Raw genomic sequence first — 15,038 nt, 5'->3', positions numbered from 1 at the left:
TGCGGACAGGCCGCCGCGTAACGATCGACCATCATCGGGGGGAGGGCACCATGAGCGAGCACATCGCCATCGCGGATACGGCCGACGGCGTCCGCCTCATCCGCATCGATCGGCCCGAGAAGAAGAACGCGCTGACGGGCGCCATGTACGATGCCATGCGCGCCGCCCTGGCGGAGGCCGACGAGCAGGATGCGATCGGGGCCGTGGTGTTCGCCGGGGTTCCGGGCGCCTTCAGCGCCGGCAACGACCTCGCCGACTTCGTCGCGGGCGCCGGCAAGCCGTTCCGCGAGGCGCCCGCCCTGCAATTTATCCGCCAGCTCGCCCGCACCCGCACGCCGATGATCGCGGCCGTGGACGGGATCGCGGTGGGGATCGGCACCACGCTGACCCTGCATTGCGACCTCGTCTATGCCAGCCCGGCCGCCCGCTTCCGCATGCCCTTCGTAGAGCTCGGCCTCGTACCGGAGGCGGCGTCGAGCTACCTGCTCCCGCGCCGGGTCGGGCTCCTGAAGGCCACCGAGATGCTGCTCCTCAGCCAAGGCTTCGACGCCGACGACGCGCTCGGCCTCGGCCTCGTCAACGCGGTGATGCCGGCCGGCCTGCTCCTCGAGCATGCCCAGGCCCAGGGTGCGCGCCTCTCCGGGCTTCCGCGGGGAGCCGTGCAGGCGACGCGGGCGCTGATCCGCGGTGACCAGGCCGCCCTGGAAGCCGCTCTCGAGGCCGAGGCCGTCGCCTTCGAGGAGCGCCTGCGGGCGCCCGAAGCCCAGGCGGCCTTCGCGCGCTTTCTCGGCCGGGCCAAACCGGCGTGAGTGCGGGCCCGGTTCTCGCGCCGAACCCCGATCTGCGCGGAAAGATCTGCCTCGTGGCCGGAGCCTCGCGCGGGGTGGGGCGGGGGATCGCCCGGGGCCTGGGCGAGGCGGGCGCCACCGTCATCGTCACGGCCCGGTCCAGCGAGACGGGGCCGCGCACGGAGGGACGGCCGGAGGTCGTGGAGGACACGGCCCGCGCCGTCGATGCCGCCGGGGGCGAGGGCCACCACTATCTCTGCGACCACACCAGCGAGCGCGCGGTGGACGCGTTGGTCCACTGGATCCTGCGCCGGTTCGGGCGCATCGACGTCGCCGTCGCCGGCGTCTGGGGCGGCAACGAGGGCTATGACGGCGAGCGCTACGCCGACGGTGCCGCCTGGGGCACGCCGTTCTGGCGCCGCTCGGCCGAGCCGTTCTCGGAGTTCTTCGGGAGCGGCCCCTATCCGGCCCTGCTGCTCGCCCGCGCCATCGCCCCCGCGATGGTCTCGGCGAGATCCGGGCTCGTCGCCTTCGTCTCCTTCGACACCGCGCCGGGCTATCTCGGCGACATCTTCTACGACCTGACCAAGGCGGCCACGAACCGGCTCGCCTTCGCCTGCGCCCAGGAACTGGCGCCGCACGGCGTCACGGCGCTGGGCCTCTCGCCCGGCTTCGTGCGCACCGAGCGCGCCATCGACATCGGCCACGCCGACCGGGCGACGGAGAGCCCGCTCTATGCCGGCCGGGCCCTCGCCGCCCTGGCCGCCGACCCCGCGGTCGCGGCCCGGGCCGGGCAGATCCTCCATGCGGGCGATCTTGCCGCCGCGTACGGCTTCACCGATGCGGACGGCACGCAGCCGCCCCGGTTCCAGATCAACGCCGAGGAGACCTGAGACATGAGCGGATCGCTGAACGGTAAGACCCTGTTCATCACCGGGGCCTCCCGCGGGATCGGCCTCGCGATCGCCCTGCGGGCGGCCCGCGACGGCGCGAACATCGCCATCGCCGCCAAGACGGACACGCCGCATCCGAAGCTGGAGGGCACGATCCACACCGCCGCCGCCGCCGTCGAGGCGGCGGGCGGCCGGGCCCTGCCGCTCCTGGTGGATGTCCGCGACGAGGACAGCGTCGCCTCGGCGATCGCCCGCACGGCCGAGACCTTCGGCGGCATCGACATCGTGGTGAACAACGCCAGCGCGATCTCGCTGACCCGGACGCCCGAGACCGAGATGAAGCGCTTCGACCTGATGCACGGCATCAACACGCGCGGGACCTACATGGTCAGCAAGTACGCGATCCCGCACCTCGCCAAGGCCGAGAACCCGCACATCGTCATGCTCTCGCCGCCCCTCGACATGACCGAGCAGTGGTTCGCCCCGCACTTGGCCTATTCCATCGCCAAGTACGGCATGTCGCTCTGCGTGCTCGGGCTCGCCGGCGAGTTGCGGCGCCAGGGCATCGCGGTGAACGCCCTCTGGCCTCGCACCACCATCGCCACGGCGGCGGTGAAGAACCTGCTGGGCGGCGAGGCGCTGATGCAGGCGAGCCGCACGCCCGAGATCCTGGCCGATGCCGCCCACGCGCTGTTCTGCCTGCCCGCCCGGGCGGTGTCCGGCCGCTTCCTCATCGACGACAGCTTCCTGGCGGAGCAGGGTGTCACGGACTTTTCAAAATACCGCGTCACACCCGGCATCCCTCTTGCGCCGGACTTCTTCGTGCCGGATGCGAGCACACCGCCTCCCGGGGCCTTCGCCTGAGACATCCCGCGTGATCTTCATCCACCAGCCGGTCGCCGGCGCCGGGCAGACCCTGCTCGAGCGCCGTTCCCTCGAATTGCAGGAGCCGATCCCCGACGACACCGTCTGGCTCGACATGGTGCGGCCGAGCCGGGAGGAGGACCTGAAGGTCGAGGTCTTCATGGGCATCTCGGTGCCGACCCGCGAGGAGATGAAGGACATCGAGCCCTCCGAACTCCTCTACGTCGAGGACGGGGCGCGCTACATGACCGGCCGGGTGCTGAGCAAGGTCAGCGAGTCCGAGGAGCCGGGCCTCGCCGGCATCACCTTCATCCTGCGCGGCAACCGCCTCGTGACGGTGCGCTACGAGGAGCCGCAGGCCTTCCGGATGTATACCCAGCGGGCCGGCCGCTCCACGGGCAACGGCCCGTCGGCGGTACCCTCGGGCGAGACCATCCTGGCCGGGTTGATCGAGACGGTGATCGACCGCGCGGCCGACGTGCTCCAGCTCCAGGGCGAGCGCATCGATCGCCTCTCCGGCAAGATCTTCGAGGAGAAGGAGGACCCGAGCGCCCGCAACACCGCCCTGCAGGACACCCTCCGGGCCCTGGGGCGCCACGGCGACCTCATCTCGAAGCAGCGCGAGAGCCTGGTCTCGATGGAGCGCATCCTGCTCTCCCTCTCGGCGACCTACCGCACCGCCAAGGCACCGCGCGAACTGCGCGAGGATGTCCGCTCCACCCTGCGCGACCTGCAGTCCCTGGAGGAGCACGCCACCTTCCTGTCCTCGAAGATCCAGTTCCTCCTCGACGCCACCCTCGGGCTGGTGAACCTGGAGCAGAACAACATCATCAAGCTGTTCTCGGTCATGGCGGTGGTCTTCATGCCGCCGACCCTGATCGCCTCGATCTACGGCATGAACTTCAAGGCCATGCCCGAACTGGATTGGGGGTTCGGATACCCGATGGCGGTCGTCATGATGGTCGTCGCGGCCGTGCTACCGTACGTTTTCTTCCGCTGGAAACGCTGGCTGTAGCGAGTATTCGATGCAACCTGTTAAGGATGCTCATGCAATGTAACCGCGCTTGGCATGATCCGGAAGGCGGATGCATGCTCTTGGAGCGGTTCCATGACCTTGAAGACCATGACCATCCGCACTCGGTTGGTAGCCAGCTTCGCGATCATTACAGTCTTCATCGTCGCAATCGGCTGGCTCGGAATGTCCGGTGTCGGACGGATCAATGATCTACTGACCGCCGTCCAGAACAATTGGCTTCCAAGCGTGCAGGCGAGCGGTCGCATCGACGTCGCCCTGGCCCGTTACACCACGAGCCTGCTGCGCGTGACGCAGACCACGGATGCCGCCGACCAGGCCAAGATCGAAGCCGACATGACCAAGCGGCGGGAGCAGATCGGGGCCCTGTCGAAAGCCTACGAGCGCCTGATCAGTTCGGACGCGGAGCGTGGCCATTTTCAGGTCTTCCAGCGGGAGGTGACCACCTTCTTCGGCATGGCCGACCGGATCGTCTCCACCGCGCACACGGCCCCGAAGGGCGAGGCCTACAAACTCTACCTCTCCGACGGCGTCGAGCCGCGGCGGCGGGCCTCCACCGCCCTGGAGAAGCTCATCGAGATCAACGACGCGGGTGCTGCGCAGGCCGAGGCGGAGGGCGTCGCCCTCACGGCCCGGACGCAAGCGATCGCTCTGGCGGCCCTCGCCCTGGCTGTCGTGCTCGCGGTCCTGCTGGCGACCCTGATCATCCGCAGCGTCACCCGCGGCATCGACTCGGTCGTGCGACCCATGACGGCGCTCACCGCCGGCGATCTCGCCGTCACGGTCCCGCACCAGGGCACCGGCACCGAGATCGGCCGCATCGCCGACGCCGTCCAGGTCTTCAAGGAGAGCCTGGTCCGCATGAAGGCCCTGGAGGACGACACCGCCTTGGCCCGGGCCGGGGCCGAGGCCCAGCGCCGACGGGCGATGCAGGAGATGGCCGATGGCTTCGAACGTGCCGTGGGCGGCATCGTCGCCTCCGTGGGCAAGGCCGCGGGCGAGTTGCAGGCCACCGCCCAGGCCATGAGCGGCACCGCGAGCGAGACCGCCGGGCGTTCCATATCGGTGGCGGCCGCCGCCGAGGAGGCAGCCTCGAACGTCGAGACGGTGGCGGCGGCGGCCGAGGAGCTCGGCTCCTCCGTGCAGGAGATCGGCCGCCAGGTTCAGGGCTCGGCCGAGCTCGCCGGCGCCGCCGTGCGCGAGGCCGGCACGACCGCCGCCCTGGTGCAGGAACTCAGCGGCGCGACGGCGCGGATCGGCGACGTGGTCAAGCTGATCTCCGATATCGCAGGCCAGACCAACCTCCTCGCCCTCAACGCCACCATCGAGGCGGCCCGCGCCGGCGAGGCGGGGCGCGGCTTCGCCGTGGTGGCGACGGAGGTGAAGGAACTCGCCGGGCAGACGGCCCGGGCCACCGACGAGATCAGCACGCAGATCGCCCGGATCCAGGGCGCCACCGCCGAGAGCGTGCATGCCATCGACGCCATCCGCGGACGGATCGACGAGATCAGCGCCGTGGCGACCACCATCGCGGCGGCCGTCGAGGAGCAGGGCGCGGCGACCCAGGAGATCGTCCGCAACGTCGCGCAGGCCTCTACCGGTACGGGCGAGGTCACGGCCAACATCGCCGGTGTGGCGGGGGCGGCCGAGGAGACCGGTGCCGCGGCGAGCCAGGTCCTCGCCTCCGCCTCGGCCCTCTCGCGCCAGTCCGACCATCTCGGCCAGGAGGTCAGCCGCTTCCTCGCGAGCGTCCGCGCCGCCTGAGACCGGCGTCACACCCCGGGGGATCCGTCTCCCGAGGGCCTCGACCCCAGGACCCGCGGCCCGCCGAGCCATCGACCCCGGCAGGCCCCTCGCGCCGCACGAGTCCCTTGCCCATCGGGTCGAATTTGCGGATCGTCCGCGGATGTGTGGACGCTTCTTCATCGCCCAGGCCCCGGAGATCTTCCGGGCCTTCTACGGCTATCCCGAGGTGCCGAACTTTCCGCCCCGGTACAACGTGGCACCGATGCAGCCGGTACCGGTGGTCTTGTCCGCGGGCGGCCGACGCCAGTTCCGGCTGGTGCGCTGGGGCCTCTGGCCGAGCTGGGTCAAGGACCCGAAGGACTTCCCCCTCGTCATCAACGCCCGGTCCGAAACCCTGCGGGAGAAGCCGACCTTCCGCGGCGCCCTGCGCCACCGCCGCTGCGTCTTCCTCGCCGACGGCTTCTACGAGTGGCGCCGGGAGGGAACGGGCAAGGCCGCAACGAAGACCCCCTTCATGATCCGCCGTGCCGACCGGGCGCCGATGGCACTCGCGGGCCTCTGGGAGGACTGGCTCGGCGCCGACGGCTCGGAGGTCGACACCGCCGCCATCGTCACCACCGACGCCAACGGCACCATGGCCGCCGTGCACGACCGCATGCCCGTGATCCTGGCGCCGGATCAGATCGGCCCCTGGCTCGACACACGCGGCACCGAGCCGGACGAGGCGATGAGGCTGTGTCGTCCCTGTGCCGACGACTGGCTCACCCTCGATCCCGTCAGCGCGCGGGTCAACAACGCCCGCATCGACGCGCCGGACCTGATCGAACCTCTGGCCCGACCGCAGAGGGGCGAGGCGGAGCGATCGGCGCCGCCCGCCGAGCAGCCGCGTTCCAGCGACGAGGATGCACAGGGCGCTCTGTTCTGAGGACGGACCCCGCGGGACGACGGCGTCTTGCGTTCGGCTCCCAAAGGTCGCATCGCTCCCGCGGCCCTGCCGGGCCGTTCAGGGGAGCACAGCATGACGGCGGAAGAGATCGACCAGATGAACCGGGCGCGGGACAGCCTGGCCCGTCAGCGCGGTGCGCTCGCCCGCCGGATCGGCAGCAGCGAGGTCGCGGCCCCCTCGGCAGCAGACGATCTCACCCGGATCCTCCTCGCGATCGAGGCCGTGGACCGGGCCCTGGTGGATGCCGGCCGGCCCTACATGCGTCCCGAGAACTGAGGGCGCGGACCATGGACGAGACCCGGGACGCGAACGGCACCAAGCTCGCCGAGGGCGATGCGGTGACGCTGATCAAGGACCTGAAGGTGAAGGGCACCTCGACGACCCTGAAACGCGGCACGCTGATCAAGAACATCCGCTTGACCGACGACCCGTCCGAGATCGAGTGCAACGCCGAGAAGGTGAAGGGCCTCGTGCTGCGGGCTGAATTCCTCAAGAAGGCCTGAGGCGGGTTGCTCAAGCCGGCCTGCGGCGGGGCCTCGCCGGCCCCGCGCCACAGGCCGGTGCGGCGCGGGCCTACTCGTCCGTGGCCGTGGAGACGCGGGCGGGCGAGCGGGTCAGGCTGCGGATCGCCCGCAGGGGCCGGCCGGACTTCTCCGAGATGGCACGGTCCTGATCCTCGATGAGCTGGCGGGCCGGCTCGTCGCCGTCGAGGCCGCCGAGGATCTCCATGGGGACGCGCCGGTTGGAGGCGCGGGACTCGTCGTCATAGACGACGTCGAACAGGACGGAGCCACGCTCCTGCGGTTTCGACTTGGTACGCTTGGCCATGACGGGACGATGCTCGAACTGCAGGGGTGGGGAAGAGACGCCGACAGCCACGAATGGGCGGGGCAGGTGCGCGTACATCCGGCGTCACCCAGGCCCGGCCTCGTGGCCGTCTCCGATCGAGCGACGCGGGGTCGCGATCGGTATGCCTCCTAGATGGTGCCACCGCTCCCGCTTGGCAACCCGTTTCACCGAGGCGCGGCGCCTGTTTGCCGAGCCGCGGCGCCTGTCCGGCACGCCCGCCGTCTGGCACGATGCGTGCGCCGCCGTGGCGGCTGGGCCGGCAGAGCGGCGCCGGTGCACGCCAAGTCCCAGGACCCGGGAGATCGCATGACCGACACGCGACCGCTGACGCGCTTCTCCGTCGAACCGTTGAGCCGGATGACGCGACACCTCTCCGCGGTGGCCTCGGGCCGGGCGGAACCCGACCGTGTCCTCACCGGCGCCCGCCTGCTCTCGACCTACTCGGAGCGCATCCTGCCGGATCGCGAAGTCTGGATCGCCGGCGGGCGGATCGCGGCGGTGAAGCCGGCCGGGACCTACCGGGGCGGCGCGCCGCGGCACGACCTCGGCAGGGGCCTCCTGGCCCCGGGCCTCGTCGACCCGCACCTACACATCGAGAGCAGCATGGTCACGGCCTGTGCCTATGCCGAGGCCGCGCTCCTCAACGGCACCACCACGATCGTCTGCGACAGCCACGAGATCGGCAACGTCCTCGACACCGACGGCATCGCCTGGATGCTGGAGGATGCCCGCGCGGCGCCCCTGAACATCTACCTGACGGTGCCCAGCACGGTGCCGGCGACCTCGCCCGAGCTGGAGACCGCGGGCGGCGACCTCGATGCCGCCAAGATTGCAAGCCTGTTCGATGCCTGGCCGGAGGCGATCGGCCTCGGCGAGAAGATGGACTTCGTCGCGGTCTGCGAGGGCGATCCCCGTGCCCACGCCATCATCCGGGCCGCCCTGGAGCGCGGACGCCCGGTCTCGGGGCACATCTACGGGCGCGACTTCGTGGCGGCCTACGCCGCCAGCGGTGTCACCGATACCCATGAGGCGATCGATCGCGACATCGCCGACGACCTGCTGGAGGCCGGCGTCTGGATCTACCTGCGCGGCGGCCCGCCGACCACGCCCTGGCACAGCCTGCCGAAAGCCATCGGCACCATCCTGGACTACGGCGCCGCGGCCAAGAGGATCTGCGTCTGCACCGACGATCGCGACGCGCAGGACCTCCTCGCCTTCGGCCTCGACTGGGTCGTGCGCGAGGCGGTGCGCATGGGCATTCCGAAGGTCCAGGCTTGGTCGATGGGCTCGCTGCACCCCGCCACCCGCTACGGCCTCGACGGCGAGATCGGCGGCTTCGGTGGCGGGCGCCGGGCCGACCTCGTCCTCCTCGACGACGACCTCGTCCCCCAGTCCACCTGGTACGGCGGCGCGCTCGTGGTCGAGAACCGCCGGATCACGCCCCTGCTCGACGCCGCCCTGTCGCGTCCCTACCGCTATCCGGCGCCGGCCTACGCCACCATGCACCTGCCCGATCCGCTGCCGGCCCTGACCCCGGACCTCCCGACGGGCCCCTGTCGGATCAATGCGATCCGCACCACGCTGCCGGGCATCGAGCTCACCCACGAGGTCGTCGACCTCGTGCCCGGGCCCGACTGGCCCGCGACGCTGGCGGCCAACGACCTCTGTTTCGTGACGGTAATCGAGCGCCACGGCCGCGCCGGCAACGTCGCCCACGGGCTGCTGCGGGCCTTCGGACTGAAGCGGGGCGCGGTGGCGAGCAGCGTCGGCCACGATTCGCACAACGTCATCGTCGCAGGTCTGAACGAGGCCGACATGCGCGTCGCTCTCGATGCGCTCAGTGCGATCCAGGGCGGTGTCTGCGTGGTCGAGGACGGAGCCGTGGTCGCCCTGGTGCCGCTGCCGGTGGCGGGGCTGCTGTCGGACAAGCGCGTCACCGCCGTGGCCGAGGAGGTGCGGGTTCTGAAGGAGGCCTGGATGCGGGCGGGCTGCACCATCCCGTATATGGGCTTCAACCTGATCCCGCTCTCGGTGATCCCGGAGATCCGCATCACCGACAAGGGGCTCGTCCTGGTGCCGGGAATGCGGATCGTGCCGCTGTTCGAGGCGGCCTGACGCTTTTTTCCGATTCCGAGGACGGGAACCCCGGCGGGATCCGCCCGTTGTCAGGCAGGTCTCAACAGCCTCTCGATCCTCCCAAGCTTACACAGCCTGCATGCCGTGATCGGCGCGCGGGCTGTTTCTTTGTCCAGGGCTCACCCGATCCGGGGATCGCCCAGACGGCGGGGTGGACGGAAGGGGCGCCAGACCGCTCCTGGGAGTTGCCCCGATGCGTAGTCTTCTCACCCTCATCATCGTCGGCGCGGTCGCCTTCGTGCTCGTCGGCATGTACGTGGCTCCGGGCCAGCCCGACCTGCGGGCCTGGTACCTGCGCAATGCCTGCGAGCATCTCGACAAGGTGTCGCCGCAGATCTGCGCCCCGGCCCGCAAGGCCGAGAGCGGGGTGCCGACCTGAACGCGATCGACTGGTTTTTTCGCGACCGGCGAACCGGTGCGATCACCATCGGGCAATGGCCGAACGCCCCGCTGCTGATCTTCATCGGCTGCGCGGTGCTCGGGTGGCTCGACGGTCCCGGCGGCCGGATCGGCCCCTACCTCCGCGTGCTCGGTGCGGCAGCCCTGGCGTGGTGGGCCGTCGACGAGATCGTGCGCGGCGTGAATCCCTGGCGGCGCTGCCTCGGCGCGGGCGTCCTGGCCTTCTTGGTCTGGAAGCTGGCGCGCACCGCCCTCTGACGGCAGCGTTTCGTCTTGCCGAACCCCGTGCGTCACCTATTCTCGGTGTGGCGCGCGGCGCGCAGGAGGATTCGCAGGCATGTCGTTCTTCATCGGGATCGCGGGGCCCTGGATCGTCATCGCCGTGCTCGAGATGCTGTCGCTCAGCCGCCAGCGCGACCTGGATGCCGAGACCCTGGCCCCCGGCGGTGCGTCGTCGCTGAGCGTTGCCCACAGCGCCTACCTCGCTTAACCCGCATCCATCCGAGGCGCGCCGTCCGGCGCCCGTGCGGGATGCGAGGAACGACGTGGTGCGAGCAGGCGAACAGGCGACCGGCGTGTTTCCCGGACAACGGGGCGTGCGGATCTGGCTCTACGTCCTGGCCGCCCTCGTCGTCGGCATGGTGGCCGTCGGCGGCGCCACGCGCCTCACCGGTTCCGGGCTCTCCATCACCGAGTGGCGGCCGGTCACCGGGGCGATCCCGCCCGTCTCGCCCGAGGCCTGGGCGGCGGAGTTCGAGAAATACCGCGATACGCCCCAGTACCGCATCCTGAACCAGGGCATGGGGCTGTCGGACTTCAAGGTCCTGTACGCCTGGGAATGGGGCCACCGCCTCCTGGGCCGTGTCGTCGGCCTGGTCTTCTTCCTGCCGCTGCTCTGGTTCTGGTGGCGCGGCGCCCTGACCCGGCGCCTCGGCCTCGGCCTCCTCGGGCTCGGCGTCCTGGGCGGCCTCCAGGGCGCGATCGGCTGGATCATGGTCGCCTCCGGCCTGCAGCCCGGCATGACGGCCGTGGCGCCCCTCAAGCTCGCCCTGCATCTCACCACCGCGAGCCTGATCCTGGCTGGCCTGGTCTGGCTCGCGGCCGGATTGCGGGCGCCGGACACCGCCGTCGAAGCTGATCCATCCCGCCTGCGCCGGACGGCCCTGGCCATCATGGCCCTCGTCGTCGTGCAGATCTTCCTCGGCGGCCTCGTGGCGGGCTCGAAGGCCGGCCTCCTCTACAACACCTGGCCGACCATGGACGGGCACCTCATCCCTCCGGTCGCGGACCTCTTCGCCGGAACGCCCTGGATCGAGAATTTCGTCGACAACCTCGCCCTGGTACAGCTGAACCACCGCCTCACCGCCTACCTGCTCCTGGCGGTCGCCTTCGTTCATGCGTTCGATGCCCGCCGGGCGCGCCCGGGCTCCGGCATGGCCCGCCGGGCGACCGGAATCGCCGCCCTCGTCCTCACCCAGGCCGTCCTCGGCATCACCACCCTGTTGCTGGCCGTGCCCCTCTGGGCCGCGCTCGCCCATCAGGTCTTCGCCATGGCGGTGCTGACGATGGCGACGGTTCATGCCCGGCGGGCGGCCCATTCCGACGTCGCGGCGCCCCTCGGGCGCCCGTCGACCCCCTTCGGCTACGAATCTCTGTCCGGCAGGACGGCGTGATCGACGCGGCGGCCTGATCGGGCGGAGCGCGCGACCGGCTCGGCGCCTCGCGCCGGTGCCCCGTCCGCCGTCGCGGCCCGCCATGTGCGGATCACCACATCGCGACCGCACTGCAACGAACCACTCTGGTCCCCGCACGTTCGACCCCCGTCACGACGCGGCCGGAGGCTCTCGGCCTCCCCGTGTCTGGCGCCCCTGAACCGCGAGAGGACGACCCCTGCATGCAGGATACCGAGACCCGGCGCACGCCCGCATCCGAGCGGACCACCCCCGAGACCCGGATACCCCCCGCCGCCCGTCCGAACCCGACCCCTGCGACGCGCCGCCACGGCAAGCATGCCTGGCTGGCCCTCGGCCTGACGGGATTGCTCGGCGCCGTCTGGGCCGTCGCCATCGCCAACCGCTATCCGCACATCCTTCCGGGCTAGTCCTCGCCCGAAGAGATTCCTGTTGATGGCTCCAACTCGGTAGTTGTCGCGGGGAACGCGGCAACAGGTTGAAGCGTAGCCTCTACGGAAATACCGGAGGTCGGCGATGCTTTTAGCGGACGACGGACGCCCATCGGGAGTGACCTGGAACTATACCCGGAAAGAAATCCTGGCGGATGGCGCCGTGCACGTCGTGGGCGTCGCCCTCGGCGTCGCGGGTGCCATCGCCATCGTGGTGATCGCCGCGCTCTCGCCGCTCTCGCTTCTCGAGCGCGCCGGCGTCACGATCTACGCGGCCGGCCTCGTCTCGATGCTCGGCGTCTCGGCCACCTACAACATGTGGCCGGTCTCGCGGCGCAAGTGGCTGCTGCGGCGGGCCGACCACGCCCTGATCTACCTGATGATCGCCGGCACCTACACGCCCCTGGTGGCCCTGGTCGGGGACGGTCTCCCGGCCTGGAGCCTGCTCGGCACGGTCTGGCTGGTGGCGGCGATCGGCATCGCCCTCAAGCTGCTTCTGCCCGGCCGCTACGATCGGGCGTCGATCGGGCTCTACCTCACCCTCGGCTGGAGCGGGGTCGTCGCCTACGACGCGGTGATCGGCCGGCTCAGCAGCGATGCGCTCTGGATGCTCGCGTTCGGCGGCATCCTCTACTCCCTCGGGGTGATCTTCCACGTCTGGCGCAGCCTGCCGTACCAGAATGCGATCTGGCACGCGTTCGTGCTCGCCGCCACGGCCTGTCACTATGGAACGGTGATGGCCACCGTGATGAACGCGGGCGCCTGAGGGGCGCCCCGGTCCGGGGCAGGGGCATCGCGCGTCGACGGGACACGGCCGGCGCGCCCTATCGCTGCGCCTCACTTGTCCGTGCAGAGGCCACGGTCGGCGAGGTTGCGGTGCTCGCGCGGGTCACAATCCGTCGACAGGAACGAGGCCCACTCGGCGGGGGTGCCGTAGAAGGCGTTGCGGTCGACGTCGCCGCGCACGCCCGGCACCCGCCCGGTGGAGGTGAACTGCCACAGCATCCACTTGCGCTTGACGTAGCGCTGCTCCGGCTCGGCGGCCGTGGAGCGGACCCAGTGCGGGTAGTCCGGCAGTTCGTCCTCGAGGACGTCCTTGTGGAAGGTGATGTCGGTGTAGATGATCGGCCGCTTGCCGGTGTAGCGCTCCATCTCGTCGAGCATGTAGCGGATCATCGACAGGGCCTGGGCCTTGGGCAGCTTCTTCGGGCAGAGCTGCGAATGGCCGTTCCACTCGACGTCGAGCACGGGGGGGAGGGCGGTCGGGTCGTTGGGGACGTTCTTCTTGAACCAGGCCATCTGGTCCTGCGGCGAGCGGCACCAGAACACGAAGTGATAGGCGCCCCGCGGCACGCCGGCCTGCGCGGCCCCATCCCAGTTCGTGCGGAACCGCTCATCGACGTGGTCGCCCCCCTCGGTCGCCTTGATGAAGGCGAACTGGGTGCCGGCCGCGCGCACCGACATCCAATCGACGGGACCCTGCCACTTCGAGATGTCGATGCCCTGGACCGGGTGCTGCTTGGCCCGCGCGACGCCGGGATGGGGCTTGGCATCGCCCTTGGTCGGATAGAAATCCGTGGTGCCCGAGCAGGCCGCCAGGGCGGATAGCACGGCGACCGCTGCGCCGCGCCGCAATCCGGCGCGCCAAGCGGTCAGCGGCGCACGCTCGTTCTGACGTGCCGGGGCAGTCCCGTTCCACAGCCGCATCGTTGCCCGACCCACCAGCTTCTACGCGCTACCAATGGCTAAGGGATGGCCCGGGCGCGGTTAACAGACCTTTGACGGCAATGCGGCGGATTTCCGGAAGCCGTGTCGGGCGCGCCACATAGCCGGTGGACGCCCACCCTGGCCCCCACGGTCTCCACCCCCTAAGTGCAGGCCGTGCCTGCGGGTTTGGGACACAGGAGAGTGCCGTGAAGGTTCTGTTCACCATCGGGTACGAAGGCCTCGATTCCGAGCGCCTGATCGCCGCCCTGCGGGATGCGCAGGTGGGGACCCTGGCGGATGTCCGCGCCGTGGCGAATTCCCGCAAGCGCGGCTTTTCCAAGAATGCCCTGCGCACCAGCCTGGAGGACGCCGGCATCGGCTACGCCCATGCCCGCAGCCTCGGTACGCCGAAGGCCGGGCGGCAGGCGGCACGCGCCGACGACGCGGCCCTGATGCGGCGCATTTATTGCGAGGAGGTGCTCGACACCGCCGATGGCGGACTCGCCCTCGACGAACTCTGTACCCTGGCCGACCGCACGCCGATCTGCCTGCTCTGCTTCGAGCGTGAGCCGGCACGCTGCCATCGCCGCGTCCTCGCCGAGCGGATGCAGGCGCGGGGCTTCACGACCGTGGACCTGTTCGGCTGAGGCCGATCGCTCTCGCCACGCGCACACCACCGGCGCGTTGACAATCTAGAGTTATCCGGTTTTCACTTGCGGTGGGGTGACGATGTCGGATTTGCGATGACGCGCAAGGCGCTGGACCAGACGTTGGGCTTCCTCCGGGCGCTCGACCGGACCGCGAGCACCGACGATGTGGGTCGGCTGCTGGTCACGGAATTCGCCGCCCATGGCGTGTCCCATGCCATGGCGGGGACCATTCCCCGGAAGGGGACGCCGGCGCGGCAGCAGCACGGGCACATCCTCGTCAACACCTTCCCGGAGGAATGGGGCCGGCGCTACCTGACGCGCGGCTACGCCTTCCACGATCCCACGGTCCGCCACCTGGTTGACAGCACGGCGCCCTTCGCCTGGAGCGAGCTGGGCGAGCGGTTCCGCGACGATGCCGGCGCCCGCCGCGTGATGGCGGAGGCGGGCGAATTCCGGCTGCGCGACGGGATCACGGTCCCGCTGATGACCCTCGACGGCGATATGGCCGGGTTCAGCCTCTCGGGCGAGCGCCTCGGGCTGAATCCCGGCGATCGGCCCATGCTCCACCTGATCGCCACCTACGCCTTCGGCCACCTGCTGCGCCTGCGCGGCCCGGCCGGAGCGGCGCGGGCCGCCAAGCTTGCGCCGCGGGAGCGCGAGGCCCTGCAATGGGCGGCGGAGGGCAAGACCGACTGGGAGATCGGCGAGGTCATGGGCATCTCGACCCACGGGGTGGACTTCCACCTGCGCTCGGCCCGGACGAAGCTCGGCACGACCAACCGGACCCAGGCGGTCGCGGTGGCGTTGCGGCGCGGGCTGATCACCTGACACGGCCCCTTCGGGGCACCATCGCGACGAGACACGCACGGTCCGCCGCGCCGATCCCGCACGCCGCACCGCGTCCA

19 protein-coding genes are annotated in these 15,038 nt (G+C 70.6%); 17 read left to right on the top strand and 2 right to left on the bottom strand.

The features are described 5' to 3' along the window. Window positions 1-50 precede the first annotated feature (50 nt). From CRT23_RS07790 to CRT23_RS07755, 8 genes are all read left to right on the top strand, one after another. A complete protein-coding gene (locus CRT23_RS07790; protein ID WP_103709248.1) occupies window positions 51-809 on the top strand; it encodes an enoyl-CoA hydratase-related protein in 759 nt (252 codons plus the stop codon). 53 nt (window positions 810-862) lie between these two features. Continuing rightward, window positions 863-1,681 (top strand): SDR family NAD(P)-dependent oxidoreductase, encoded by an 819-nt coding sequence (locus CRT23_RS07785; protein ID WP_103709357.1) that lies wholly within the window; start codon window positions 863-865, stop codon window positions 1,679-1,681. Window positions 1,682-1,684: 3 nt separating this feature from the next. Beyond that, window positions 1,685-2,545, top strand: coding sequence for an NAD(P)-dependent oxidoreductase (locus CRT23_RS07780; protein ID WP_055953166.1), 861 nt, complete (start codon window positions 1,685-1,687; stop codon window positions 2,543-2,545). A gap of 10 nt (window positions 2,546-2,555) precedes the next feature. Further along, complete coding sequence (locus tag CRT23_RS07775; protein ID WP_055953169.1) at window positions 2,556-3,560, top strand: magnesium transporter CorA family protein; 1,005 nt, start codon at window positions 2,556-2,558, stop codon at window positions 3,558-3,560. Window positions 3,561-3,653: 93 nt separating this feature from the next. Next, entirely contained in the window at window positions 3,654-5,342 is a 1,689-nt protein-coding gene (locus CRT23_RS07770) for a methyl-accepting chemotaxis protein (protein WP_103709247.1), read from the top strand. Window positions 5,343-5,484: 142 nt separating this feature from the next. Then, window positions 5,485-6,249: an SOS response-associated peptidase gene (locus CRT23_RS07765; RefSeq protein WP_103709246.1), complete on the top strand. Its 765-nt coding sequence runs from the start codon at window positions 5,485-5,487 to the stop codon at window positions 6,247-6,249. Between the two features lie 93 nt (window positions 6,250-6,342). Beyond that, the gene (locus CRT23_RS07760) at window positions 6,343-6,546 is read left to right on the top strand and encodes a hypothetical protein (RefSeq protein WP_103709245.1); all 204 of its coding nucleotides are present in this window, start codon (window positions 6,343-6,345) and stop codon (window positions 6,544-6,546) included. 11 nt (window positions 6,547-6,557) lie between these two features. After that, window positions 6,558-6,773, top strand: a complete 216-nt coding sequence (locus CRT23_RS07755; RefSeq protein ID WP_055953181.1) for an alkylphosphonate utilization protein — start codon at window positions 6,558-6,560, stop codon at window positions 6,771-6,773. A gap of 70 nt (window positions 6,774-6,843) precedes the next feature. Here CRT23_RS07755 and CRT23_RS07750 read toward each other — a convergent pair whose 3' ends face one another. After that, on the bottom strand, window positions 6,844-7,098 hold the full coding sequence (locus CRT23_RS07750; protein WP_055953825.1) for a hypothetical protein: 255 nt from the start codon (window positions 7,096-7,098) through the stop codon (window positions 6,844-6,846). Window positions 7,099-7,425: 327 nt separating this feature from the next. On the opposite strand from CRT23_RS07750, the gene CRT23_RS07745 reads away from it, so the two are divergent. The 7 genes from CRT23_RS07745 to CRT23_RS07720 all read left to right on the top strand — a co-directional run bounded on the left by CRT23_RS07745 (window position 7,426) and on the right by CRT23_RS07720 (window position 12,542). Next, window positions 7,426-9,234 (top strand): adenine deaminase C-terminal domain-containing protein, encoded by a 1,809-nt coding sequence (locus tag CRT23_RS07745; protein WP_103709244.1) that lies wholly within the window; start codon window positions 7,426-7,428, stop codon window positions 9,232-9,234. Window positions 9,235-9,448: 214 nt separating this feature from the next. Next, window positions 9,449-9,634, top strand: a complete 186-nt coding sequence (locus tag CRT23_RS07740; RefSeq protein ID WP_103709243.1) for a hypothetical protein — start codon at window positions 9,449-9,451, stop codon at window positions 9,632-9,634. Then, a complete protein-coding gene (locus CRT23_RS07735) occupies window positions 9,631-9,912 on the top strand; it encodes a hypothetical protein (protein ID WP_103709242.1) in 282 nt (93 codons plus the stop codon). Before CRT23_RS07740 ends, CRT23_RS07735 begins: the two co-directional genes overlap by 4 nt. A 79-nt stretch (window positions 9,913-9,991) precedes the next feature. Then, window positions 9,992-10,144, top strand: coding sequence for a hypothetical protein (locus CRT23_RS28400; RefSeq protein WP_156375676.1), 153 nt, complete (start codon window positions 9,992-9,994; stop codon window positions 10,142-10,144). 58 nt (window positions 10,145-10,202) lie between these two features. Next, window positions 10,203-11,327: a COX15/CtaA family protein gene (locus CRT23_RS07730; RefSeq protein ID WP_245436042.1), complete on the top strand. Its 1,125-nt coding sequence runs from the start codon at window positions 10,203-10,205 to the stop codon at window positions 11,325-11,327. A gap of 221 nt (window positions 11,328-11,548) precedes the next feature. Then, window positions 11,549-11,755, top strand: a complete 207-nt coding sequence (locus CRT23_RS07725) for a hypothetical protein (protein ID WP_055953196.1) — start codon at window positions 11,549-11,551, stop codon at window positions 11,753-11,755. A gap of 106 nt (window positions 11,756-11,861) precedes the next feature. Further along, window positions 11,862-12,542 (top strand): hemolysin III family protein, encoded by a 681-nt coding sequence (locus CRT23_RS07720; protein ID WP_103709241.1) that lies wholly within the window; start codon window positions 11,862-11,864, stop codon window positions 12,540-12,542. A gap of 71 nt (window positions 12,543-12,613) precedes the next feature. Here CRT23_RS07720 and CRT23_RS07715 read toward each other — a convergent pair whose 3' ends face one another. Beyond that, window positions 12,614-13,483, bottom strand: a complete 870-nt coding sequence (locus CRT23_RS07715) for a GH25 family lysozyme (protein WP_055953202.1) — start codon at window positions 13,481-13,483, stop codon at window positions 12,614-12,616. 215 nt (window positions 13,484-13,698) lie between these two features. Here CRT23_RS07715 and CRT23_RS07710 point away from each other — a divergent pair, with 215 nt between their 5' ends. Then, a complete protein-coding gene (locus tag CRT23_RS07710) occupies window positions 13,699-14,130 on the top strand; it encodes a DUF488 domain-containing protein (protein WP_055953827.1) in 432 nt (143 codons plus the stop codon). A gap of 96 nt (window positions 14,131-14,226) precedes the next feature. Further along, on the top strand, window positions 14,227-14,961 hold the full coding sequence (locus CRT23_RS07705) for an autoinducer binding domain-containing protein (RefSeq protein ID WP_055953205.1): 735 nt from the start codon (window positions 14,227-14,229) through the stop codon (window positions 14,959-14,961). Window positions 14,962-15,038: the final 77 nt, after the last annotated feature.

Origin of the sequence: Methylobacterium sp. V23, from assembly GCF_002917135.1 — a bacterium.
Classification (GTDB): Bacteria; Pseudomonadota; Alphaproteobacteria; order Rhizobiales; family Beijerinckiaceae; genus Methylobacterium.
The sequence above is the reverse complement of the archived record's forward strand: the minus strand, read 5'-3'. Positions and strand labels throughout refer to the sequence as shown.